Source organism: Pseudomonas sp. PGPPP4, assembly GCF_002256045.1.
Lineage (GTDB): Bacteria > Pseudomonadota > Gammaproteobacteria > Pseudomonadales > Pseudomonadaceae > Chryseomonas > Chryseomonas oryzihabitans.
The window spans coordinates 521,386-543,197 of sequence record NZ_NKID01000003.1; the positions used below are offsets into that span (position 1 = coordinate 521,386).

A 21,812-nucleotide genomic window follows, 5' to 3' on the forward strand; every position below is an offset into this window, starting at 1 on the left:
GTCAGACTAAATGACGGTTTGGTGACAGCGCTACTCGCCGGGTGGCGGCGTCCGCGCCAGGCAATAGACATCCACCCGCCGGGCGCCCGCGCGCTTGAGCAGGCGCGCCAGGCTGTCGGCGGTGGCGCCGGTGGTGAGGACATCGTCCACCAGGGCCAGATGACGGCCCTCCAATCCGGCGTCCTGCACCAGGGCGAAGGCCTGCAGGAGATTGCGCCGCCGCTCGCTGGCGCTCAGGCCCTGCTGGCTGTGCTGCTCCTCCACCCGCTGCAACAGTCCGCCATCCACCGGCAGCTTCAAGGACTTGCCGAGCCAGCCGGCCAGGAGCGCGGCCTGGTTGAAGCCGCGCTGGCGCAGGCGCAGGGGCGAGAGAGGAACGGGCAGCAGGCACTCCGGGCGCGGCTGACCTTCGTCGAACAGATGCTGTAGGTGCCGGGCCAGCAGCGCCCCGGCCAGACGGCCGAGGCTGCCGTGATCGCGGTGCTTGAATCTGTTGATCAGGGTGTCGACCGGAAAGGCATAGCGCCAGGGCGCCAGCACCTGGTCGAAGGCCGGCGGCTTGGCCAGGCAGGCGCCGCAGAACAGGCCGTCCACCGGCAGGGGCAGGGCGCAGCCCTGGCAATGGGGGCCGAGCCAGGGCAATTCGCTGTCGCAGCCTTCGCACAGGGGCAGTCCGGCCGGAAGCCAGGCGGCGCAGAGGGCGCAGCTGGTGCCGGGCCGCAGGCGTTGCCAGTGGCGCTTCAATGCTTGGGAAAGGGGTGGGGTCATGACGGCGTCCGTGCCGAGCGAGAGCCCTACTGTGCCAGGCGGAGCGCCTGGCGACCAGTCAGCCGCGGATCAGCCAGCTCATCACCATCAGGCCGAGGATCAGCCAGATGACGCCGCCCACCACCGAGCGCGCCATGAAGGCGCGTACCGCGGCGTAGAGCAGCAGCAGGCCGATGGCCAGGACCACGAAGCTGATATAGGAGTCGTCCATGCCGATGGAGCGGGCCATGCCATGGAGAAAGTCGTGCACGGCGTCGGCGAGGCCGCCGAGCACCGAGCCGAACAGATCGATGATGAAACGGATGACCTGGCCGAGCGCGGCGCCGAGCCAGTCGAAGAAGCCTTCAGTACGCATGGATGTTTCCGGATCCTTGGCAATGTCCCTTGGAACCCGCGAAGCCCAAGGGGTTCGCTGGTGATCCGCGCTACACTGCGCGTTTTCCGCAGTGTCTCTCAAGTCTCAAGAGCCTATTCGAAGTCTCGCGAGCTAGAGACAAACAAGGCGAAAAAGGCTGAGGAAGCGGACCGGGCTCGCGAACGAGTTTACATTGGGTAAATGAGCATTCCGACCGGGCTGGCGACCCAGGCCATTTTCAACGCCGTTTGGCCGACGCGCAGCAGATTTCGAATAGGCTCTATCGTGATGACCGCTACCGATTCCCTTCCCCTGATCCTGCTTCCCGGCCTGCTCTGCGACAGCCGTCTCTGGGCCGCCCAGGCCGCCGACCTGGCCGACGTCTGTCCGGTGCTCATTCCCGACCTCACCCGCGATCTGGGCATCGCCGCCCTGGCGCGCCGGGTGCTGGCCGAGGCGCCACCGCGCTTCGCCCTGGGCGCGCTGTCCATGGGCGGCTATGTGGCCTTCGAGATCCTGCGCCAGGCGCCGGAACGGGTAACGCGGCTGGCGCTGTTCGACACCATGGCCAGCCCGGATGCTCCGGAGCGCGCCGCGCAGCGCCGCGCCATGCTCGAACTGGCCGAGCGCGGGCGTTTTCTCGGTATCAGTCCGCAACTCTTGCCGCGGCTGATCCACGCCTCGCGCCTGGGCACGCCGGTGGCCGACACCGTGCTGGCCATGGGCAAGGCGGTGGGCAAGGCCGCCTTCCTGCGCCAGCAGCAGTCGATCATCGACCGCCCCGACTCACGCCCGACCCTGGCGCAGATCCAGGTGCCGACCCTGATCGTGGTGGGCGCCCAGGACCAGCTGACCCCGCCGGCCGAAGCCGAGCTGATGCACGCCGGCATCCAGGACTCGCGCCTGGTGGTGCTGGACGACTGCGGTCACCTGCCGCCGCTGGAATTGCCGGAGCGCACCTCGGCGCTGCTGCGGGAATGGCTGGCCTGACCCCTCGTCGCGGGCGCTGAACCCGGGCTCCAGGCCGGCCTCCATTGGCAAAGCCCCGAGGGAGTCCCGCATGTCGCATCGTCCGTCTCTGTCCGTCCTTTCCCTGGTGCTGGGCCTGGCACCCGCCGCCCTGGCCCTGGCCGCGCCGGTAGGAGCCGGTCAGCCCGAACAACTGCACTTCGCCGACGACGGCGTCATCCCCAACAGTCGCCTGCCAGTGCTGCTCTATCGCCAGGTCCCGCTGCCGGATGCCGACCGCGCCGCGGCCCTGGAGCAGCTGTTCGCCGACCATGCCTGGCCGCCGCAGTGGCGCTATGGCGTCTACGATTATCATCACTATCACCCCAATGCCCATGAGGTCCTTGGCGTGGCGCGCGGCCAGGCGCGGCTGCGGCTGGGTGGCGAGCAGGGGCAGGATGTGGAGGTGACCGCGGGCGACGTGGTGGTGCTGCCGGCGGGGACCGGGCACCGCAACCTGGAATCCAGCACGGACTTCCTGGTGGTGGGCGCCTATCCGTCCGATCAGCAGGACTTCATCACCCAGCGCGCCGATCCGGCCGCCCATGCCCGTGCGCTCGAACTCATCGCCCAGGTGCCTGTGCCAGTGAGCGATCCGGTGACCGGAAGGGAAGGGGCGCTACCCGAACTCTGGCGCTAGCAGAGTCGCGACAGGGTGGCTTCGTCCGGCTGGCCGGCGAAAAAGGTCTTCAGTGCCTGGCGAAAGGGTTCGGGGTCTTCGGCCACGGCGGCGAAGAGGGTCAGGCAGGAATGGAATTTGAGATCGTCCGGCTGGCCGAACAGCGCCGTGGCCGACAGCTGCGGATGCTCCAGCGCGGCGGCGGTGATCTCCCGCAGGCGCGGTCCCAGCAGCGGATGCGCCAGGTAGGCACTGGCCTCGTCGCGGGAGGCGATGGCGTAGCGCTGCGCCGTCTCGCTGCGGCCCAGCCCCTGGATCTGCGGAAAGATGAACCACATCCAGTGACTGCGCTTGCGCCCGGCGCGGATCTCCGCCAGGGCGGTGGCATAGGTGCCGGCCTGGGCGTCGAGGAAGCGTTGCAGATCGTGAGCGGCGGGCATGGCAAAACTCCGGGCCTTTTGCCTATCGGCAGATGGACCCGGAGGAAGTGCCGGTCAAGGGACGAGCGGTCTAGCCTCGCACCGCGCGATAGGCCGGTTCACCGCCTTCGCTGACCTCGTCCAGATCGATGCGCGAGGTCTCGGGCAGACTCAGGCCGCCGATCAGGCCGAGCAGGGCAATCAGGATCAGGTAGAGCGCCGGCGAGAGATTGCTGCCGGTGGCGCCGATCAGCCAGGTCGCCATCAGCGGCGCGGTGCCGCCGAAGATGGTGTAGGCCAGGTTGTAGGTGATGGCCCCGGCGGTGTAGCGGGTGCGGGTGGGGAAGACCTCGCTGAGCAGCGGCGCGGTCACCACGTTGCACAGCACCGCCCCGGCGCCCAACAGCAGCGAGCCCAGCAGGGCGCTGCCGAACTGGCCGCTGCTGGCCAGCAGCAGCGCCGGATAGACGCCTACCGCCAGCACCAGGCTGGCCAGCACCGTGGTCATGCGTCGACCGATACGGTCGGTAACGCGTCCCAGCACCGGACAGGCCGCTGCCGCCGCGAACAGGGTGATCAGGCTGATGGCCAGGGCCGCGGCCCGGTCGAAGCCGCCGGCCAGTTGCAGGTAGGTGGAGAAGTAGGTGGTGAACATATAGAAGGACAGCGCCGTCAGCGAGATGAAGGCGCCCAGGCGCAGGATCGAGCGACCCTGCAGCCTGAGCGTCTCGCCCAGCGGCGAATGGCTGACCTCATGGTCCGCCTCCAGCGCCTGGAAGGCCGGGGTCTCGTCCAGCTTCAGCCGCAGATAGAGGCCGATCAGGCCCAGCGGCGCGGCGGCCAGGAAGGGGATGCGCCAGCCCCAGTCGGCCATGGCCGCGGCGCCCAGCAGTCGTTCCAGGCCCCAGGCGGTCAGGGCCGCGCTGGCGAAGGCGAGAAAGGTCGAGACCGGTACGAAGCTGCCATAGCGCCCGCGGCGATCGCGCGGCGAATGCTCCATCACGTAGGCGCAGGCCCCGGCGTATTCGCCGCCAGCGGAAAAGCCCTGGGCGCAGCGGATCAGCGTCAGCAGGATCGGCGCCCAGATGCCGATGGTGGCGTAGCTGGGCAGGATGCCGATCAGGGCGGTGGCGCCGGCCATGATCAGGATGGTCAGCGCCAGGGTGCGCTTACGGCCGATGCGGTCACCCAGCAGGCCGAAGACGATGCCGCCCAGTGGCCGGAAGGCGAAGGCCACGGCAAAGACGGCAAAGGTCTTGAGCAGGCCGGCGGTGGCGTCGCCACTGGGAAAGAAGTGCGCCGCGAGCAGGGTGGCGAGAAAGCCGTAGAGGGCGAAATCGAACCATTCGACGAAGTTGCCGATGGACGCGGCGGAGATGACCTTGCGCAGGGTGGCGGGTGAAACGGAAGTCGCTGTCTGGCTCATGGCGGGCCTCGGGAAAGGGCGGAGACGGAGGCAGAAATGGAGCGCCTTGTTTTATTGTCATGACATCGGGGCGTACCGCAGGATCGACCCTAGTCCTTTTCCCGTGACCGAGCAGTCCCGCCAGCGACTTGTCCACCGTTGGAACCGACTTCAGGAGCCCCGCCATGACCATGACGACCACCTATGCGGAAAGGGAGCCCGCCCGCACCGATGTCGACGCCCTGCCGGGTGTCACCCTGCTGGAGTTCGGCGCACCCTGGTGCGGCCACTGCCGCGCCGCCCAGCCGCTGCTGGCCACGGCGCTCGCCGACTACCCCGGCGTACGCCATCTCAAGATCGAGGACGGCCCCGGCCGCCGCCTGGGGCGCTCCTTTCGCGTCAAGCTCTGGCCCACGCTGATCGTCTTCAAGGACGGCCAGGAACTGGCGCGGCTGGTACGTCCGGCGACGGCGGCGGCCCTGGGCGAAGCCCTGGCCCTGGCGGACTGACCGGTCGTTCCGCTCGTCCTCGCCACGCTTGACAAGGTCAGGCCTGGAACATTAGTTTCAAACGACTGTTTAAACGCCCTGGCGACAGGTCCGCAGCGACACTGCCGCCACCCTCGACAACAAGCATTCGCAAAGAGGTAACAGTCATGCCCGATTACAAAGCCCCCCTGCGGGACATCCGCTTCGTCCGCGACGAACTCCTGGGCTATGACGCGCACTACCAGAGCCTGCCCGGGTGCGGCGACGCTACTCCCGACATGGTTTCCGCCATCCTCGAAGAAGGCGCCAAATTCTGCGAACAGGTCCTGGCGCCGCTCAATCGCATCGGCGACCAGCAAGGCTGCACCTGGAGCGAAGACGGGGTGAAGACCCCCGATGGCTTCAAGGAAGCCTATGCCCAGTTCGTCGAGGGCGGCTGGCCGAGCCTGGCGCACAACCCGGCCCATGGGGGCCAGGGCCTGCCCGAGTCCCTTGGCATCTCCCTCTCGGAAATGGTCGGCCAGGCCAACTGGTCCTGGGGCATGTACCCCGGCCTGTCCCACGGCGCCATGAACACCCTGGAGCAGCACGGCACCGACGAGCAGAAGCACACCTACCTGGAAAAGCTGGTGACCGGCGAGTGGACCGGCACCATGTGCCTGACCGAACCCCACTGCGGTTCCGACCTGGGCATGCTGCGCACCAAGGCCGAGCCGCGCGCGGACGGCAGCTACGCCATCACCGGCACCAAGATCTTCATTTCCGCCGGTGAACACGACATGGCCGAGAACATCGTCCACATCGTGCTGGCCCGTCTGCCCGATGCCCCCGCCGGCACCAAGGGCATCTCGCTGTTCATCGTGCCCAAGCGCCTGCCCGACGCCAGCGGCGCGGCCGGTGAGCGCAACGCCGTGCATTGCGGTTCCCTGGAACACAAGATGGGCATCCACGGCAACGCCACCTGCGTGATGAACTTCGACGGTGCCACCGGCTTCCTGATCGGCCCGCCGAATCGCGGCCTGAACTGCATGTTCACCTTCATGAACTTCGCCCGCATCGGCACCGCCCTGCAGGGCCTGGCCCATGCCGAGGTGGCCTTCCAGGGCGGTCTGAAGTACGCCCGCGAGCGTCTGCAGATGAGGTCCCTGACCGGTCCCAAGGCGCCCGAGAAGCCCGCTGATCCCATCATCGTGCACCCCGACGTGCGCCGCATGCTGCTGACCATGAAGGCCTTCGCCGAAGGCAGCCGGGCGATGATCTACTACACCGCCAAGCTGGTGGACATCCTCAAGTACAGCCAGGACGAAGAGCAGAAGCAGCAGGTCGAGACCCAGCTGGCCTTCCTCACCCCCATCGCCAAGGCCTTCATGACCGAGGTGGGTTTCGAGGCGGCGAGCCACGGCGTGCAGATCTACGGCGGCCACGGCTACATCGCCGAGTGGGGCATGGAGCAGAATCTGCGCGATGCCCGTATCGCCATGCTCTACGAGGGCACCACCGGCATCCAGGCCATCGACCTGCTGGGTCGCAAGGTGCTGATGACCCAGGGTGAATCGCTCAAGGCCTTCACCAAGGTGGTGCACAAGTTCTGCCAGGCCAACGCCGAGAATGCCCAGCTCAAGGCTTTCGTCGAGCCGCTGGCCAAGCTGAACAAGGAGTGGGGCGAGATCACCCTCAAGGTCGGCATGGCCGCCATGAAGGATCGCGAGGAGGTGGGCGCCGCCGCCGTCGACTACCTGATGTACTCCGGCTACTGCTGCCTGGCGTACTTCTGGGCCGACATGGCCCGGGTCGCCGCCGAGAAGCTGGCCGCCGGTACCGAGGAGGCCGCCTTCTACCAGGCCAAACTGGCCACCGCGCGCTTCTACTACGAGCGCCTGCTGCCCCGTACCCGCGCCCACGCCGAGGCGCTGCTGGCCGGCGCCGGCAGCCTGATGGCCCTGGCCGAAGAAGACTTCGCCCTCGGCTACTGAGTCGTCGCCGCTCCCCTGAAAACCCCGCTCCGGCGGGGTTTTCGTCTTTTCGCGGCCGCGAAAAAACTACCCGCAGCAGACCTCCGATCGGCTGACCATCGGGTCAGATCATGAACCTATGTCTCCCTTCCGGTTCGGTCTTACACTCGGGTCATACCGACAAGAACACCTTCCGAGGAGACTCGACATGGCCGACTACACCCCGCCGCTTCGCGATATCCGTTTCGTGCTGGATGCCGTCCTCAAGGTCAAGGACCGCTGGAGTCAGTGGCCCGCCCTGGCCGAGGTGGTGGACGGCGAGACCGCCGATGCCATCCTCGAAGAAGCCGGCAAGCTGTGCGCCCAGGAACTGGCGCCGCTCAATCGCAATTCCGATGAAGAAGGCTGCCACTGGCAAGCCGGGGAAGTGACCACGCCCCAGGGCTTCCGCCAGGCCTACCAGGCCTTTGCCGAAGGCGGCTGGGTAGGGGTCGGTGGCGATCCCGAATACGGCGGCATGGGCATGCCCAAGGTGCTCACCGCCCAGGTCGAGGAAATGATGCACGCCAGCTGCCTGGCCTTCGGTCTCTATCCGATGCTCAGCGCCGGCGCCTGCCTGGCCTTGCACGCCCATGGCAGCGAAGCGCTGAAGCAGGCCTACCTGCCCAATCTCTACAGCGGCCAGTGGGCCGGCTCCATGTGCCTGACCGAGCCCCATGCCGGTACCGACCTGGGTCTGATCCGCACCCGCGCCGAGCCCCAGGCCGACGGCAGCTACCGGGTCACCGGCACCAAGATCTTCATCACCGCCGGCGAGCACGACCTCACCGAGAACATCATCCACCTGGTGCTGGCCAAGCTGCCCGATGCGCCGGCCGGTTCCCGCGGCATCTCGCTGTTCCTAGTGCCCAAGATCCTGGTGGACGAGGCGGGCGCCCTGGGCGCGCGCAACGCCGTGGCGTGTGGCTCCCTGGAACACAAGATGGGCATCAAGGGCGCCGCCACCTGCGTGATGAACTTCGATGGCGCGGTGGGCTATCTGGTGGGCGAGGTCAACAAGGGCCTGGCCGCCATGTTCACCATGATGAACTACGAGCGCCTGGGCGTCGGCATCCAGGGCCTGGGCTCGAGCGAGCGCTCCTACCAGAACGCCCTGGCCTATGCCCGCGAGCGCCTGCAGAGCCGCTCCCCGGCCGGTATCCAGCAGGCCGCCAAGAACGCCGATCCCATCATCGTCCACCCCGATGTGCGGCGCATGCTGCTGACCATGAAGGCGCTGAACGAAGGCGGCCGGCTGTTCTCCAGCTATGTCGCCCTGCAACTCGACACCGCCAAGTACAGCCCCGAGCCGGCCGAGCGCGAACGCGCCGAAGCCCTGGTGGCGCTGCTCACCCCGGTGGCCAAGGGCTTCCTCACCGATCTCGGCCTGGAACTCTGCGTCGCCGGCCAGCAGGTGTTCGGCGGCCATGGCTATATCCGCGAATGGGGTCAGGAGCAGCTGGTGCGCGACGTGCGCATCACCCAGATCTATGAAGGCACCAATGGCATCCAGGCCCTCGACCTGGTCGGCCGCAAGCTGGCCGGCAGTCGCGGCGCCCTCTACCGGCCCTTCAGCGAAGAGGTCCATGGCTATCTCGCCAGCCTGCCGGCGGACAGCGAATTCGCCGCGCCCCTGCGCCAGGCCCTGGATCAGCTGGACGGCGCGACCGAGTGGCTGCTGCAGGCCGGTGCCAGCGATCCCCATGAACTCGGCGCCGCCTCGGTGGACTACCTGCACCTGTTCGGCTATGTCGCCTATGCCTATCTCTGGGCCCGGGCTGCGGCTGCCGCGGCGGAGCAGGACGCGGCCTTCGCCGAAGCCAAGCTGGCCACCGCACGCTTCTATTTCGCCCGCCTGCTGCCGCGCACCCTGAGCCTGGCGGCCGCCGTGCGCAGCGGTGCCCAGCCGCTCTACGCCCTGGCCGAGGAGGCCTTCTAAGCCGTTGACCGAAAAGGTGAAAAGCCATGTCGTGTAAGCTTTGGCTTACACGACGTCGCCGCGATAAGCCATCGCCTACATCCGGGTAGCTGCGTAATCTACACCCATCGGATCGCGGTACAGGATGTACCCAGCGCTCCAGATGACTTCAAGGAAATGTGGCCAGGATGGCCCCCCGGCAAGGATGTCGGGCAGAGACTTACAGGGATAGATGGCCAAGGATTGGCGGCCCGACAAGGATGTCGGGTTAAGTCTGCGAAACCCCGCTTCGGCGGGGTTTTTTATTGCCTGCCGGAACCTGATTCAGGCCCTGCCAGTCTTAGAGGCATCTTCTTGCCTGCCCGCTACTGGAGCCTGAAATGGACCTTATCCGCCTCATCTTCGCCATCATCCTGCCGCCCGTGGGCGTCTTTCTCCAGGTCGGCTTCGGCGGCGCCTTCTGGCTGAACATCCTGCTGACGCTGCTGGGTTACATTCCGGGTATCATCCATGCCGTCTGGGTGATTGCTCGTCGCTGAACCCACGGCCGGATCGCGGCCCCGGTGCCACAATCGACTGGCTGACCCAGGGGGCAGCGCCAACCGAAGCGACAGGGGCTTGAGGGCAAGAGGTCCGCGCTAGGCGAGGGCGCTTCCTGCAGCCCTGTTCGAGGCCTGCCGGCCCACCACGCCGGTATCCTCGATCGACCGCCGATGGTGCCACGGTCAGTGGCGACCCCCCTCCGCAGGCCGAGGCTTTGCCGTCGCCGACCGTTTTGTCCCGTACAAGGCTTTCAGACCCCATGAATCGCGAGTCGCCCCTCGATCAGAAGCACTTCAGTCAGATCCTCAAGCGCAACCTCTCCCTGCCTCTGAGCATCGGTGTCTTCAGCGCGATCTTCTTTATCGCCATCATCTATTACCTGCTGAAGGTCACCCAGTGGGTCGAGCACACCGACCGCGTCATCAGCGAGGCCAATGCCAACTTCCGCTTGGTGGTCGACCTGGAAACCGGAATGCGCGGCTATCTGCTGAGCGGCAACACGGCGTTCCTGCAGCCCTATGAACGCGCGCTGCCCAATGTCGAGCCGCAGCTCGATGAGTTGAAGAATCTGGTCAGCGACAGCGCCGTGCAGATCCGGCGCCTGGAACGGATCGAGGCGGTGCATCGCGAGTGGCGCGACTATGCGAGCCGGGTGATCGATGCGCGGCGGTTGGGCGGCGATTTCCAGACGCCGCTGAACGACGGCCAGGGCAAGAATCGCATCGACAGCATTCGTCGCGACTACACCGATTTCATCGCCTACGAAGAGCAGATGCGCGCCGAGCGCACCGAGACGGCCAGTCGCATGACGGTGATCTTCGTCGCCGCCTTCCTGATCGTCAGCCTGCTGCTGTCGGGCATCATGGCCTTCTTCGGGCGCCGCGAGCTCATGCGACTCTCCGCGACCTATACCCGGCTGCTCGATCAGCAGGCCGAGCACACCGACAACCTGGAACGGCAGAGCTGGTTCCGTTCGGGCCAGAATCAGCTGTCGGAGGCCGTCATCGGCCAGGCGTCGCTGGCGCCCCTGGGGCAGAGCATCCTGCAATTCCTGGCGCGCTATCTGGGCGCCGCGGCCGGTGCCCTCTATGTGCGACTCGACGATGGCAGCCTGGAGCGCGTCGCCGACTATGCCCTGGACGACGAGGGCCGTCGCCGGCGCCAGCGCCTGGCGCCGGGCGAGGGTCTGGCCGGTCAGGCGGTGCTGGACGGTCGCGTCATAGCGCTGGAGCAGTTGCCCGCCGACTACCTCAAGGTCAACTCGGCCCTGGGCGAGCGCCAGGCCAGCGCGGCGCTTATCGTGCCCATCGAGAACGACGGCCGGGTGAATGGCGTGGTCGAGCTGGGCTTCCTGCGTGCCCTGCGCCCGCAGGACGAAGAGCTGCTGACCCTGATCGCCGATTCCATCGGCTCCTCGGTGGAAGCCGCGCGCTATCGCCAGCGCCTGCAGCAGGTGCTGGCGGAAACCCAGCAACTCAACGAAGAGCTCCAGGTGCAGCAGGAAGAGCTGCGCACCGCCAACGAAGAACTGGAAGAGCAGTCCCAGGCGCTCAAGGAATCTCAGGTTCATCTGGAGCAGCAGCAGGCCGAGCTGGAGCAGACCAACGAGCAGCTCTCCGAGCAGGCCCAGGAACTGCTGCAGCAGCGCGACGTGCTGGACGACCGCAACAATCGCCTCAACGAAGCTCAGCAGATGCTGGAGGACCGGGCGCGCGAGCTGGAGCGGGCCAGTCAGTACAAGTCCGAATTCCTGGCGAACATGTCCCATGAATTGCGCACGCCACTGAACAGCTCGCTGATCCTGTCCAAGCTGCTGGCCGACAACCCGGCCGGCAACCTCAGCGGCGAGCAGGTGCGCTATGCCGAATCCATCTATTCGGCGGGCAACGACCTGCTGACCTTGATCAACGACATCCTCGACATCTCCAAGGTCGAGGCCGGCATGCTGGAAATCCGCCCGGAGCAGCTGTCCGTGCGCCGCCTGGTGGAGGCGTTGAAGACCGCCTTCGAGCCGGTGGCCCAGAACAAGGGTGTCGCCTTCGTGGTGGAGCTGGATGCGCGGATGCCGCCGACCTTCTTCAGCGATCGCCAGCGGGTCGAGCAGATCCTCAAGAATCTGCTGTCCAACGCCTTCAAGTTCACCGAGCACGGCCAGGTGACCCTGCGTCTGTCGCTGGAAGACGGCCAGCCCAGCTTCGCGGTGAGCGATACCGGCATCGGCATCGCCGCCGAGCAGCAGGAGCTGATCTTCGAGGCCTTCCGCCAGGCCGACGGCGCCATCACCCGTCGCTATGGCGGCACCGGCCTGGGGCTGTCGATCTCCCGTGACCTGGCACTGCTGCTGGGCGGCACCCTGAGCGTCACCAGCCAGCCGGGGGAGGGCAGCACCTTTACCCTGCGCCTGCCGCTGGAGTACCAGGAAGCCGCTGCGCCCACTCTGCCCATCACTCCGGTCACCGCCCCTGCCGCGAACCCCGCGCCGGCCGCGGCATCCGCGCCCCTGCCGGCTCTGGCCGCCACCCCGCGTCCGCCGGCTGCGCCGCCGATCACCGAAGCGGCGGCGCCCGTGGGCGCGGCCTTCGCCGACGACCGGGACAACTGGCCCTATCCGGATCGCCGGGTGCTGGTGATCGAAGACGAGGTGCCCTTCGCGCAGATCCTCTTCGATCTGGCCCACGAGCTGAAATACAGCTGCCTGGTGGCCCATCGCGCCGAGGAAGGCTTCGCCGCGGCCCTGGAATACCGTCCGGACGCCATCCTGCTGGACATGGGCCTGCCCGATCATTCCGGTCTCACGGTGCTGGAACGGCTCAAGGAAAATCCGCTGACCCGGCACATCCCGGTGCACGTGGTCTCGGCCTCGGATCGCATCGAGACGGCCATGCACATGGGCGCGGTCGGCTACGCCATCAAGCCCACCACCCGCGACGAATTGCGCGAGGCCTTCACTCGCCTGGAAGCCAAGTTCGCCGCCGGCATCAAGCGGGTGCTGCTGGTGGAAGACGACGCCCTGCAGCGCGACAGCATCGCCAAGCTGATCGGCGATGTGGACGTGGAGATCACCGCGGTGGAGATGGGCAGCCAGGCCCTGGAGCTGCTGCGCGACGAGGTCTACGACTGCATGGTCATCGACCTCAAGCTGCCCGACATGGAAGGCGGCGAGCTGCTCCAGCGCATGGCCAGCGAAGACATCTGCTCCTTCCCGCCGGTGATCGTCTACACCGGGCGCAGCCTGACCCGTGACGAAGAGGCGGCGCTGCTCAAGTATTCGCGCTCCATCATCATCAAGGGCGCGCGCTCGCCCGAGCGGCTGCTCGACGAGGTGACCCTGTTCCTGCACAAGATCGAGGCCGACATGCCGCTCGATCGCCAGCGCATGCTGGAAAGCGCTCGCAGCCGCGAGAAGGCCTTCGACGGCCGCACCCTGCTGCTGGTGGACGACGACGTGCGCAACATCTTCGCCCTCACCAGCGCCCTGGAGCAGAAGGGCGCCAAGGTGGAGATCGCCCGCAACGGCCTGGAGGCGCTGGAAAAGCTCGACAACAGCGACACCATCGACCTGGTGCTGATGGACATCATGATGCCAATGATGGATGGCTACGAAGCCATGCGCGAGATCCGCAAGCGGCCGCACATGAAGAAGCTGCCGATCATCGCCATCACCGCCAAGGCCATGAAGGACGATCAGGAGCGCTGCCTCGCCGCCGGCGCCAGCGACTACCTGGCCAAGCCCATCGACCTGGACCGGCTGTTCTCGCTGATCCGCGTCTGGATGCCGTCGCTGGAGCGGCTGTAGGTCATGAGCGAACGGCTGCAGGACATCGAGCTGAGGTTGCTGCTGGAAGGCATCTTCCTGAGGTACAGCCACGACTTCCGCAACTACTCCAAGGCCTCGCTCAAGCGTCGGGTGCTGCAGGCGCTGACGCGCTTCGACTGCCCGAGCATCTCGGCGCTGCAGGAGCGGGTATTGCGCGATCCGGCGCTGTTCGCCGAGTTGCTGCAATTCATCACCATCCCGGTCAGCGAGATGTTTCGCGATCCGGGCTACTTCCTTGCCCTGCGCCAGCAGGTGGTACCGGTCCTGCGCACCTATCCCTCGCTCAAGGTGTGGATCGCCGGCTGCAGCACCGGCGAGGAGGTCTTCTCGATGGCCATCCTGTTCCAGGAGGAAGGGCTGCTCGACCGCACCCTTTTCTATGCCACCGACATCAATCCGCGCTCCATGGAAAAGGCCCGCCAGGGCATCTTTCCGCTGGAGCGGATGCGCGCCTACACCGCCAGCTACCAGAAGGCCGGCGGCACCCGGGCGTTTTCCGACTACTACACCGCAGCCTACGACGGCGCGCTGTTCGACAAGTCGCTGATCGCCAACGTGACCTTTGCCGATCACAGCCTGGCCACCGACAGCGTCTTTTCCGAGACCCAGCTGGTGTCCTGCCGCAACGTGCTCATCTACTTCAACAAGAATCTGCAGAATCGGGCGCTCGGGTTGTTTCACGAGTCCCTGAGTCACCGCGGCTTTCTCGGCCTGGGCAGCAAGGAGTCGCTGGACTTCTCCGCCTATGCCAACCACTTCGAGCCGGTGGTGAAGCAGGAACGGCTGTTCCGCAGGCTCTAGCATGTTCCCGCCCCGTAAGCCGTTGCGCCTCATCGTCATCGGAGCCTCTGCCGGCGGGCTGCAGGTCCTGCTGCGCCTGCTCTCGACCCTGCCGGCCAGCTACCGTCTGCCGCTGGCCGTGGTGCTGCACCTGCCGGACGATCGCACCTCGCGCCTGGCCGAGCTGTTCCAGGCGCGCTTGGCCCTGCGGGTACGCGAGGCCGAGGACAAGGACGCTATACTGCCGGGCACGCTGTATTTCGCGCCGCCGGGTTATCACCTGCTGGTGGAGGACGACTTCACCCTGTCGCTGTCCCGCGACGAGCCGGTGCAGTTCTCCCGGCCGTCCATCGATGTCCTGTTCGAAAGCGCGACCGATGCCCTGGGCGAGCAGGTCTGCGGCATCCTGCTGACCGGTGCCAACCATGACGGGGCCAGCGGCCTGCACGCCCTGGCGCAGAACGGGGGGGTCACCGTCGTCCAGTCGCCGCAATCGGCCGAGGTGCCGACCATGCCCGAGGCGGCCTTGAAGAGATTCCACCCGGATTTCGTGCTGGATGTGCCGGGCATCCATCTATTGCTCATCGAGCTGGAACGCGACCATGGCTGAAGTACCCGTCGAACAGGCGAAGCTCCTGCTCGTAGACGACCTGCCGGAAAATCTCCTGGCGCTGGAAGCCCTGCTGCGCAGCGAGGCGCTGGAGATCTTCCAGGCCAGCTCCGCCGAGGCCGCGCTGGAGCTCCTGCTGATGCACGAATTCGCCCTGGCGATCCTCGATGTGCAGATGCCGGGCATGAACGGCTTCGAACTGGCGGAGATGATGCGCGGCCTGGAAAAGACCCGGCACATCCCCATCGTCTTCGTCAGCGCCGCCGGCCGTGACCTCAACTATGCCTTCAAGGGCTACGAAAGCGGTGCGGTGGATTTCCTGCACAAGCCCCTCGATGTCCATGCGGTGAAGAGCAAGACCCGGGTGTTCGTCGACCTCTACTGGCACCGCAAGCGCCTGGCCGAGCAGCTGGTGGCCCTGGAGCAGAGTCGCCAGGAGCAGGAGATCCTGCTGGCCGAGTTGCGCCAGACCCAGGTCGAGCTGCAGCAGGCGGTGCGTACCCGCGACGACTTCATGTCCATGGTCTCCCACGAGCTCAAGACGCCGCTCAACACCCTGATGCTCGAAGCCCAGCTGCGCCGCATGTACCTGGACAAGGGCAAGCTGGAAGCCTTCACCCCCGACAAGCTGGCCGGCATGGCCGAGCGCGACGAGCGGCAGATCCAGCGCCTGGTGCATTTGATCGACGACATGCTCGACATCTCGCGCATCCGCACCGGCAAGCTGTCGATCCGCCCCTCGCAGTGCGATCTCGCGGCCCTGGTCAACACCGTGGTCGACAGCTTCGCCTCGCAATTCGCCGCGGCCGGCTGCCCGGTGGAGTTGCACGCCGAAGGCCCGGCGCCTGGCTACTGGGACGAATTCCGCATCGAGCAGGTTATTACCAACCTGCTGACCAATGCCATGAGATACGGCGCCGGACGTCCGGTGGAGATCTCCCTGCGCAGCGATGGCGCCGACGTGGAGCTGAGCGTCAAGGACCATGGCATCGGCATCCCGGTGGAGCACCAGGCGCTGATCTTCCGCCAGTTCGAGCGCGCCAGTGGCACCGAGAACATCGCCGGTCTGGGCCTGGGCCTCTATATCGCCGACCAGATCGTCAAGGCGCACCACGGCAGCCTGCACGTGGAAAGCATCGCCGGGCAGGGTGCGACCTTCCGCCTGCGGCTGCCCTGTCTGCCGGCCTAGGTAGCATTGACAGGACCCCGGGCGCTCGCGAGAATCGAGAAAAGAGGTGGGATGTCATACCTCTTGCCAGATAACTCCATAAGAAGGCGCCCGTTCATGTCCGAAGTCTCCTCGTCACCCTTCCATCGACTCCTGCTCACCGGCGCTGCCGGTGGCCTGGGCAAGGAGCTGCGCCAGCGGCTCAAACCCCATGCCGAGATCCTGCGGCTGTCCGATATCGCGCCGATGGCGGCGGCCGAAGGCCCGGCGGAAGAGGTGGTGACCTGCGACCTGGCGGACAAGGCCGGCGTCCATGCCCTGGTGGAAGGTGTCGACGCCATCCTGCATTTCGGTGGCATCTCCACCGAGCACGCCTTCGAGCCCATCCTCGAAGCCAACATCCGCGGCACCTTCAACCTCTATGAGGCCGCGCGGCGCCACGGGGTGAAGCGCATCGTCTTCGCCAGCTCCAACCATGTCATCGGCTTCTATCGCCAGGATCAGCGCATCGACGCCAGCGTGCCCCAGCGCCCGGATAGCTACTACGGCCTGTCCAAGGCCTTTGGCGAGGACCTGGCGACCTTCTATTTCGATCGCTATGGCATCGAGACGGTGAGCATCCGCATCGGCTCGTCCTTCCCCGAGGCGCAGAATCGCCGCATGCTCGCCACCTGGCTGAGCTACGAAGACCTGACCGACCTCATCCTGCGCAGCCTGACCACGCCGGACGTCGGCCATACCATCGTCTATGGCGCTTCCAACAACCGTGATAGCTGGTGGGACAACCGCCTGGCCGCGCACCTGGGCTTCCAGCCCAAGGACAGCTCCGAGCCATTCCGCGCCAAGGTCGAAGCCCAGCCCATGCCGGCAGCGGACGATCCGTCGCTGGTCTACCAGGGTGGTGCCTTCGTCGCCACCGGTCCCTTCGACGACTGAGGAGGGCCGCCATGACTGCCGAATTGCTCGTCGATGCCCGCAACGCCACCGGCGAGTGCCCGGTCTGGCAGGTCGCCGAACAGGCGCTCTACTGGGTCGATATCCCGGCCAAGCGGCTGCACCGCTGGACTCCGGCTGGCGCCCTGGACAGCTGGAGCGCACCGGAAATGCTCGCCTGCATCGCCGCCCGCGAGGGTGGCGGCTGGCTCGCCGGTCTCGAAAGCGGCCTCTTCGCCCTGCAGGCCGAGGCTTCCGGTCAGCTCCGCGGCGAGCGCCTGGTCGCTCTCGACCATGCCCAGCCGGCGATGCGATGCAACGACGGTCGCTGTGATCGCCAGGGCCGCTTCCTGGTGGGCACCATGGTCCAGGACATGGCCCAGGGCGTCCCGGCTGGCCGCCTCTACAGCCATGCGGCCGGCGAGGGCGCCCGGCTGCTGCTGGACGACCTCATCGTGCCCAACGGCCTGGCCCTGAGCCCCGATGGCCGCACCCTCTATCTGTCCGACTCCCATCCCAGCCGTCAGCTGATCTGGGCCTTCGACTACGACCCGGATACCGGCACACCCAGCAACCGGCGGCTGTTCGTCGACATGAACGCCCATCCCGGCCGACCCGATGGCGCCGCAGTGGATGTCGACGGCTGCTACTGGATCTGCGGCAACGATGCCGGCCTGATCCATCGCTTCACCCCCGATGGCCGCCTGGATCGCTCCCTGAGCGTACCGGTCAAGAAGCCGGCCATGTGCGCCTTTGGCGGGCGCAACCTGGATACCCTGTTCGTGACCTCCATCCGTCCGGGTGGCGATCTCACCGACCAGCCGCTGGCGGGTGGACTCTTCGCCCTGGACCCCGGGGTGCAGGGATTGCCGGAGCCCGCGTTCGCCGGGTGAATCAGTCCCGGTTTCAGGGACCGCAGAGCTTCCAGGCTGCGGAGCCCTGAGCGGCGCATGGCAACCTTGGGAAACCAGTTGTCATGCTTTTGTCATGAAGATCGGCAGGGGTCCTGCCCAGGCGGCTTATAATCAGATTCTATCCGCCGTAATTCGCCGCCATGACCTCTTCAACCGCAAGCCGCCCCACCGCCCGTTACTACGGCCTGGAATGGCTGAGATTCCTCATGGCGCTGTACATGGTCGTCTACCACCTGGGCGGGCTCTACAGCGATCTGCCGGACGCCTTCCGCCGGCTGGCCGGCATGGGCTTCTTCGCCACCAGCACCTTCTTCCTGCTGTCGGGCTTCCTGCTGGCCCATGTCAGCCTGGATCGCCAGGGCGCGCTCAAGGGCAGCTCCCGTGGCTTCGTCCTGCGGCGGCTGTGCAATCTCTATCCCATCCACCTGCTGACCCTGCTGGTCGCGCTGGGGCTGTCCTACTGGCTGTCCCAGGATTCCTGGCTGGAACACGGGGTGCCGGTCTACTACAACCAGCACCCCTATCTGCAGCTGGAAGAGGGCAGCGAGCTGGACGAGATGCTGCCGCTGTCCTGGCTGGCCGCCACCACCCACGTGCTCCTGCAACTGCTGCTGTTGCAATCCTGGGAGCCACGCTTCCTCTGGCTCAACGGCGCCGCCTGGTCGATCTCGGCGCTGCTGTTCTTCTACCTGCTGTTTCCGCTGCTCGGTCCGCGGCTGATGCGCCTGCGCCGCTGGGCCCTGGCCGCCGCCGCGCTCTGGGGGCTCTATCTGCTCGGTCCGCTGGTGGCCACCTGGGCCCAGGCCTTCGATACCGTGACGGTGGGCGTCATCCACCGCAATCCGCTGATCCGCCTGCCGGAATTCCTGCTCGGCATCCTGCTCTATCGCGCCGTTCAAGAGCCCTGGGTGGCCGAGACGACCCAGCGCCTGCGCCTGCCGCTGCTGCTGTTCGGCCTGACCGGCCTGTGGCTGGGCGCCCTGCTGCTGGAAGGCGATGGCCGCCGCTGGTTCTACCTGGTCCACAACGGCCTGCTGACACCCTTCCAGGCCGCGGTGCTGCTGGCCTGCGCCACCTTCGGCGAACCCGGTCGCGCCGGCGTGCGCCGCCTGGCCCAGCGTCTTGGCGAGGCCTCGCTGTGCATCTTCGCCGTCCACACCCCGCTGATCGGCGTGCTCGAACCCTGGACCCGCACCCTGCTGGGCTGGATGCACCTGGCCGGCGACAGCCTCGAAGACCTGGCCGAAGACGTCGGCGAGGCACTGGCGCTGCCCATCCCCATTCCCGGCTGGATGCTGCCGCTGCACCTGGTGCTCATCGTCCTGCTCGGCCTGGCCATGCAGCGCTGGGTGGCCGGTCCACTGCGCCGCTGGCTGCAGGCGCGCTTGCCCCGGTCTTAAGGAGGCGTTAAGTAGACCCGGCTAGCCTCGCCGCAGGAATCCGCAGCGGAGCTGAGCCTTGTCCAGCGAATACGAAGTCCACGGCCCCCACGACCACGAGGTGGAACACGCCGCCCACGGCGCCCATCGCCGTGACAGCCTCACCGGCCGCATCGCCGTCACCACCGCCATCCTGGCGACCCTCGGCGCGCTCTGCGCCTACCAGGGCGGCAACGCCGAGAGCCTGGCGCTCTACTACAAGAACGAAGAAGCCATCGCCAAGACCGAAGCCGCCAACCAGTGGGGCTACTACCAGGCCAAGGGCGAAAAACAGAACCTTGCCGATTTGGGCGCTGCCCTCGCGACCAACCCCGACACCGCCCAGCGTTTCACCCAGGACAGCCAACGCTACGCCCAGCAAAAGGCCGAGATCCGTACCAAGGCCGAAGCCCTGGAAGCCAAGGTCGACGCCAACGAAGCCCTGAGCGAAACCCAGCTCCACCGCCACCACCGCTGGGCGCAGGCCACCATGCTGATGCAGGTCGCCATCTCCCTGGCCGCCATCACCCTGCTGACCCGGCGGCGCTGGTTGCAGGCGGCGGTGTATGGGGTGGCGGGGGGAGGAGTGGCGGTTGGGGTGTTGGCGTTGCTGCACGTCTAGCCATTTAGGTGATGCCAGAGAGCGACCACCAGGCACGCAAAAGGCACGTCTTGCCACAACGATAGAATTGGCTTTACTGGAAGCTTCAGGTTCCGTATACGTTACAAATCACCGACTTTGTTACGTATGCAGAACATGGATAGCGAGCTGATCAGTCAACGTCTCGGCAGCCAACTCCGCCAGCGGCGTCTTAATCGAGGCCTTACGCAAGCGAGCCTCGCCGAGCTGGCAGGCCTTACTCGGCAAAAGATCATCGCCGTGGAGCGAGGAGACTCCCGTGTCGGTATGGCAGCCTACGCACGAGCGCTCGCAGCCTTGGATTGCGAGCTGGCGATAATCCCTGCCGCCTTGCCGACCCTGGACGAGATTCAGGGGGTATTCGACTGATGAAGACCCGACTGCGCGTCGCAACCCCGGCAGGCGGGAGCGGAGCGCTCATGGCTCAGGATGGTGACTACCTGTTCCGCTACCAGGACGATGCTTCGGCAAGGGCTGCCATCAGTCTGCTGATGCCGGTGCGCCTGGATGACTATCGCCGCCGCGAACTGCATCCGATCTTCCAGATGAATTTGCCAGAAGGCTATGTACTGGAGCAGCTACGCAACAGGTTGGCCAAGCTGGTACCTCTGGATCCCATGGCTCTGCTGGCCCTGACAGGCAGTAGTTCGCCCATCGGTCGCGTGACGGTGACATCGCCTGAGATCGATACACTGCTGGAGCGCCAGCGCTTTCCAGGCGAACGGCTCAGCGAGATTCTCGCCTGGGATGGCACGGAAGACCTGTTCGTCGAGTTGGTGGATCGCTACATCCTGCGCGCCGGTATCTCCGGCGTACAGCCCAAGGTCCTGGTGCCCGAACGGGAGGATGCCCGCTTCACCTCGAAAACCGCCGAGCTGATCATCAAGAGCGGCCGAGACGAGTTTCCGGGCCTGGCGATCAACGAATACCTCTGCATGTCCGTCGCGCGAGAGGCCGGTATCCCGGTGCCCGAGTTCCATCTCTCCAGCAACGCCAAGCTCTTCGTCATGCGTCGTTTCGACCGCGACGAACAGCTCGAACCTATCGGCTTCGAAGACATGGCGGCGCTGATGGGCTTGGCGGCGGAGCAGAAGTACAGCAAGAGCTACTCGGCCATCGCCAAGGCCATCCGCCTGTTCTGCGCGCCCGAACAGGTCCGCTCCTCGTTGGCGCAACTCTTCGCCACGGTGAGCCTGAGCTGCATCCTCGGCAATGGTGATGCCCATCTGAAGAACTTCGGATTGCTCTATTCCGATCCTGCCCAGCGCGATGCCCGCTTGGCGCCAGCCTACGACATCGTCAATACCACGGCCTATATTCCCGAGGATGTGCTGGCGCTGGAACTGATGGGCAACAAGTCGCTGTTCGCATCGCGTCAGAGCTTGTTGGATTTTGCGGAAGTCTGTGATGTGGAACGACCGGCCGAGGTGATCCGCGCCCAGCTGGAGGCGCTGGAACGGGTACTAGAGCGTTCGACTGAGCTTTGCGGCCAGGCGCCACAGGTCGTCGCTGCCATCCGGCACTGCGCTGCGCCCTTTGTACAGACGTTCGGTTAGGGGAATGACCGGAGCACCAGTGCTTGAGAAATGTAGGACCAGTCCGAATCCCAAGCACGAATAAGCCGCGCAACGCGCGGCTATCGAAGCTATTGGTGAACCATGGATCAAAGGATTATGAGTTGCTGGGTAGCTAACATGCCTGGAGAAATCGTTCGAAGGTGAACGTAGGTTGGCATAGCTGGAAGCCCCGTAGTCATCGGTGTTGAGCGTAATTCTGAGAAGGTTGCTCATGCTGAAAACTGTACCGTAAAGGTACTGTTTTTGCAGTTTGTGCACATTCGGAAGCAAGGGTCGGTCCCAAGGGAAACTTGTAGGCAGCGATGCTCACTAGATGTGTAAACCCAGTACGTTATTCAGTGGCAACGGAGCGCGACTGATTGGCGGTTGGTAGTTGAGGCTGGAATGTGGCCTGTGCCAGTTGTAGTGATGCAGCCACGCGGGTAAGTGCTGGGCGCGTTG

21 protein-coding genes are annotated in these 21,812 nt (G+C 66.0%); 16 read left to right on the top strand and 5 right to left on the bottom strand.

The annotated features are described in order from the left end of the window. Window positions 1-30 precede the first annotated feature (30 nt). Both CFE50_RS08165 and CFE50_RS08170 read right to left on the bottom strand, forming a co-directional pair. Window positions 31-768: a ComFC family protein gene (locus CFE50_RS08165; protein WP_286732572.1), complete on the bottom strand. Its 738-nt coding sequence runs from the start codon at window positions 766-768 to the stop codon at window positions 31-33. A 58-nt stretch (window positions 769-826) separates the two neighbouring features. Then, window positions 827-1,123 (bottom strand): hypothetical protein, encoded by a 297-nt coding sequence (locus CFE50_RS08170; protein ID WP_007159771.1) that lies wholly within the window; start codon window positions 1,121-1,123, stop codon window positions 827-829. Window positions 1,124-1,411: 288 nt separating this feature from the next. Between CFE50_RS08170 and CFE50_RS08175 the strand changes: the two genes are divergently transcribed. Then, window positions 1,412-2,113 (top strand): alpha/beta fold hydrolase, encoded by a 702-nt coding sequence (locus tag CFE50_RS08175; RefSeq protein ID WP_286732574.1) that lies wholly within the window; start codon window positions 1,412-1,414, stop codon window positions 2,111-2,113. A gap of 70 nt (window positions 2,114-2,183) precedes the next feature. After that, the gene (locus CFE50_RS08180; protein WP_286732576.1) at window positions 2,184-2,771 is read left to right on the top strand and encodes a cupin domain-containing protein; all 588 of its coding nucleotides are present in this window, start codon (window positions 2,184-2,186) and stop codon (window positions 2,769-2,771) included. Here the strand turns inward: CFE50_RS08180 and CFE50_RS08185 are convergent. Both CFE50_RS08185 and CFE50_RS08190 read right to left on the bottom strand, forming a co-directional pair. Beyond that, window positions 2,768-3,190, bottom strand: coding sequence for a DUF1810 domain-containing protein (locus CFE50_RS08185; protein WP_286732578.1), 423 nt, complete (start codon window positions 3,188-3,190; stop codon window positions 2,768-2,770). The two genes, CFE50_RS08180 and CFE50_RS08185, sit on opposite strands and share 4 nt — an antisense overlap. A gap of 70 nt (window positions 3,191-3,260) precedes the next feature. Beyond that, complete coding sequence (locus CFE50_RS08190) at window positions 3,261-4,595, bottom strand: MFS transporter (RefSeq protein WP_286732579.1); 1,335 nt, start codon at window positions 4,593-4,595, stop codon at window positions 3,261-3,263. A gap of 164 nt (window positions 4,596-4,759) precedes the next feature. On the opposite strand from CFE50_RS08190, the gene CFE50_RS08195 reads away from it, so the two are divergent. The 14 genes from CFE50_RS08195 (at window position 4,760) to CFE50_RS08260 (ending at window position 21,350) form a co-directional block, all read left to right on the top strand. Next, window positions 4,760-5,083 carry a thioredoxin family protein gene (locus CFE50_RS08195; protein WP_286732581.1) on the top strand — a complete coding sequence of 108 codons (324 nt, stop codon included), beginning with the start codon at window positions 4,760-4,762 and terminating at the stop codon, window positions 5,081-5,083. Window positions 5,084-5,229: 146 nt separating this feature from the next. Beyond that, window positions 5,230-7,035 carry a phenylacyl-CoA dehydrogenase gene (locus CFE50_RS08200; RefSeq protein WP_027600706.1) on the top strand — a complete coding sequence of 602 codons (1,806 nt, stop codon included), beginning with the start codon at window positions 5,230-5,232 and terminating at the stop codon, window positions 7,033-7,035. A gap of 187 nt (window positions 7,036-7,222) precedes the next feature. Then, window positions 7,223-8,992 (top strand): acyl-CoA dehydrogenase C-terminal domain-containing protein, encoded by a 1,770-nt coding sequence (locus CFE50_RS08205; protein WP_286732582.1) that lies wholly within the window; start codon window positions 7,223-7,225, stop codon window positions 8,990-8,992. Window positions 8,993-9,351: 359 nt separating this feature from the next. Further along, window positions 9,352-9,510 carry a YqaE/Pmp3 family membrane protein gene (locus CFE50_RS08210; RefSeq protein ID WP_007159763.1) on the top strand — a complete coding sequence of 53 codons (159 nt, stop codon included), beginning with the start codon at window positions 9,352-9,354 and terminating at the stop codon, window positions 9,508-9,510. A 263-nt stretch (window positions 9,511-9,773) separates the two neighbouring features. Continuing rightward, window positions 9,774-13,310 carry a response regulator gene (locus CFE50_RS08215; RefSeq protein WP_286732588.1) on the top strand — a complete coding sequence of 1,179 codons (3,537 nt, stop codon included), beginning with the start codon at window positions 9,774-9,776 and terminating at the stop codon, window positions 13,308-13,310. A 3-nt stretch (window positions 13,311-13,313) separates the two neighbouring features. Continuing rightward, window positions 13,314-14,132 (top strand): CheR family methyltransferase, encoded by an 819-nt coding sequence (locus CFE50_RS08220; RefSeq protein ID WP_027597501.1) that lies wholly within the window; start codon window positions 13,314-13,316, stop codon window positions 14,130-14,132. A gap of 1 nt (window position 14,133) precedes the next feature. Continuing rightward, complete coding sequence (locus CFE50_RS08225) at window positions 14,134-14,721, top strand: chemotaxis protein CheB (RefSeq protein WP_007159760.1); 588 nt, start codon at window positions 14,134-14,136, stop codon at window positions 14,719-14,721. After that, window positions 14,714-15,910 (top strand): hybrid sensor histidine kinase/response regulator, encoded by a 1,197-nt coding sequence (locus tag CFE50_RS08230; protein ID WP_027600709.1) that lies wholly within the window; start codon window positions 14,714-14,716, stop codon window positions 15,908-15,910. The genes CFE50_RS08225 and CFE50_RS08230 overlap by 8 nt, the downstream gene beginning before the upstream one ends. 96 nt (window positions 15,911-16,006) lie before the next feature. Further along, window positions 16,007-16,825 carry an NAD-dependent epimerase/dehydratase family protein gene (locus CFE50_RS08235; protein ID WP_286732592.1) on the top strand — a complete coding sequence of 273 codons (819 nt, stop codon included), beginning with the start codon at window positions 16,007-16,009 and terminating at the stop codon, window positions 16,823-16,825. Window positions 16,826-16,836: 11 nt separating this feature from the next. Further along, on the top strand, window positions 16,837-17,715 hold the full coding sequence (locus tag CFE50_RS08240; RefSeq protein WP_286732595.1) for an SMP-30/gluconolactonase/LRE family protein: 879 nt from the start codon (window positions 16,837-16,839) through the stop codon (window positions 17,713-17,715). Window positions 17,716-17,876: 161 nt separating this feature from the next. Then, on the top strand, window positions 17,877-19,136 hold the full coding sequence (locus CFE50_RS08245; RefSeq protein ID WP_186381119.1) for an acyltransferase family protein: 1,260 nt from the start codon (window positions 17,877-17,879) through the stop codon (window positions 19,134-19,136). Window positions 19,137-19,194: 58 nt separating this feature from the next. After that, a complete protein-coding gene (locus tag CFE50_RS08250) occupies window positions 19,195-19,776 on the top strand; it encodes a DUF4337 domain-containing protein (protein WP_007159754.1) in 582 nt (193 codons plus the stop codon). Window positions 19,777-19,911: 135 nt separating this feature from the next. Next, the gene (locus CFE50_RS08255) at window positions 19,912-20,163 is read left to right on the top strand and encodes a helix-turn-helix transcriptional regulator (RefSeq protein WP_026083668.1); all 252 of its coding nucleotides are present in this window, start codon (window positions 19,912-19,914) and stop codon (window positions 20,161-20,163) included. Beyond that, window positions 20,163-21,350 carry a type II toxin-antitoxin system HipA family toxin gene (locus tag CFE50_RS08260; RefSeq protein WP_286732597.1) on the top strand — a complete coding sequence of 396 codons (1,188 nt, stop codon included), beginning with the start codon at window positions 20,163-20,165 and terminating at the stop codon, window positions 21,348-21,350. The genes CFE50_RS08255 and CFE50_RS08260 overlap by 1 nt, the downstream gene beginning before the upstream one ends. A 330-nt stretch (window positions 21,351-21,680) precedes the next feature. Here the strand turns inward: CFE50_RS08260 and CFE50_RS08265 are convergent. Then, a partial coding sequence (locus CFE50_RS08265) for an integrase core domain-containing protein (protein WP_286732620.1) occupies window positions 21,681-21,812 on the bottom strand: 132 nt, incomplete at its 5' end.

What these genes read in the sequence shown, in the direction of transcription:
- CFE50_RS08165 (WP_286732572.1), bottom strand. Translation starts at nt 768, where the DNA reads ATGACCCCACCCCTTTCCCAAGCATTGAAGCGCCACTGGCAACGCCTG.
- CFE50_RS08170 (WP_007159771.1), bottom strand. Translation starts at nt 1,123, where the DNA reads ATGCGTACTGAAGGCTTCTTCGACTGGCTCGGCGCCGCGCTCGGCCAG.
- CFE50_RS08175 (WP_286732574.1), top strand. Translation starts at nt 1,412, where the DNA reads ATGACCGCTACCGATTCCCTTCCCCTGATCCTGCTTCCCGGCCTGCTC.
- CFE50_RS08180 (WP_286732576.1), top strand. Translation starts at nt 2,184, where the DNA reads ATGTCGCATCGTCCGTCTCTGTCCGTCCTTTCCCTGGTGCTGGGCCTG.
- CFE50_RS08185 (WP_286732578.1), bottom strand. Translation starts at nt 3,190, where the DNA reads ATGCCCGCCGCTCACGATCTGCAACGCTTCCTCGACGCCCAGGCCGGC.
- CFE50_RS08190 (WP_286732579.1), bottom strand. Translation starts at nt 4,595, where the DNA reads ATGAGCCAGACAGCGACTTCCGTTTCACCCGCCACCCTGCGCAAGGTC.
- CFE50_RS08195 (WP_286732581.1), top strand. Translation starts at nt 4,760, where the DNA reads ATGACCATGACGACCACCTATGCGGAAAGGGAGCCCGCCCGCACCGAT.
- CFE50_RS08200 (WP_027600706.1), top strand. Translation starts at nt 5,230, where the DNA reads ATGCCCGATTACAAAGCCCCCCTGCGGGACATCCGCTTCGTCCGCGAC.
- CFE50_RS08205 (WP_286732582.1), top strand. Translation starts at nt 7,223, where the DNA reads ATGGCCGACTACACCCCGCCGCTTCGCGATATCCGTTTCGTGCTGGAT.
- CFE50_RS08210 (WP_007159763.1), top strand. Translation starts at nt 9,352, where the DNA reads ATGGACCTTATCCGCCTCATCTTCGCCATCATCCTGCCGCCCGTGGGC.
- CFE50_RS08215 (WP_286732588.1), top strand. Translation starts at nt 9,774, where the DNA reads ATGAATCGCGAGTCGCCCCTCGATCAGAAGCACTTCAGTCAGATCCTC.
- CFE50_RS08220 (WP_027597501.1), top strand. Translation starts at nt 13,314, where the DNA reads ATGAGCGAACGGCTGCAGGACATCGAGCTGAGGTTGCTGCTGGAAGGC.
- CFE50_RS08225 (WP_007159760.1), top strand. Translation starts at nt 14,134, where the DNA reads ATGTTCCCGCCCCGTAAGCCGTTGCGCCTCATCGTCATCGGAGCCTCT.
- CFE50_RS08230 (WP_027600709.1), top strand. Translation starts at nt 14,714, where the DNA reads ATGGCTGAAGTACCCGTCGAACAGGCGAAGCTCCTGCTCGTAGACGAC.
- CFE50_RS08235 (WP_286732592.1), top strand. Translation starts at nt 16,007, where the DNA reads ATGTCCGAAGTCTCCTCGTCACCCTTCCATCGACTCCTGCTCACCGGC.
- CFE50_RS08240 (WP_286732595.1), top strand. Translation starts at nt 16,837, where the DNA reads ATGACTGCCGAATTGCTCGTCGATGCCCGCAACGCCACCGGCGAGTGC.
- CFE50_RS08245 (WP_186381119.1), top strand. Translation starts at nt 17,877, where the DNA reads ATGACCTCTTCAACCGCAAGCCGCCCCACCGCCCGTTACTACGGCCTG.
- CFE50_RS08255 (WP_026083668.1), top strand. Translation starts at nt 19,912, where the DNA reads ATGGATAGCGAGCTGATCAGTCAACGTCTCGGCAGCCAACTCCGCCAG.
- CFE50_RS08260 (WP_286732597.1), top strand. Translation starts at nt 20,163, where the DNA reads ATGAAGACCCGACTGCGCGTCGCAACCCCGGCAGGCGGGAGCGGAGCG.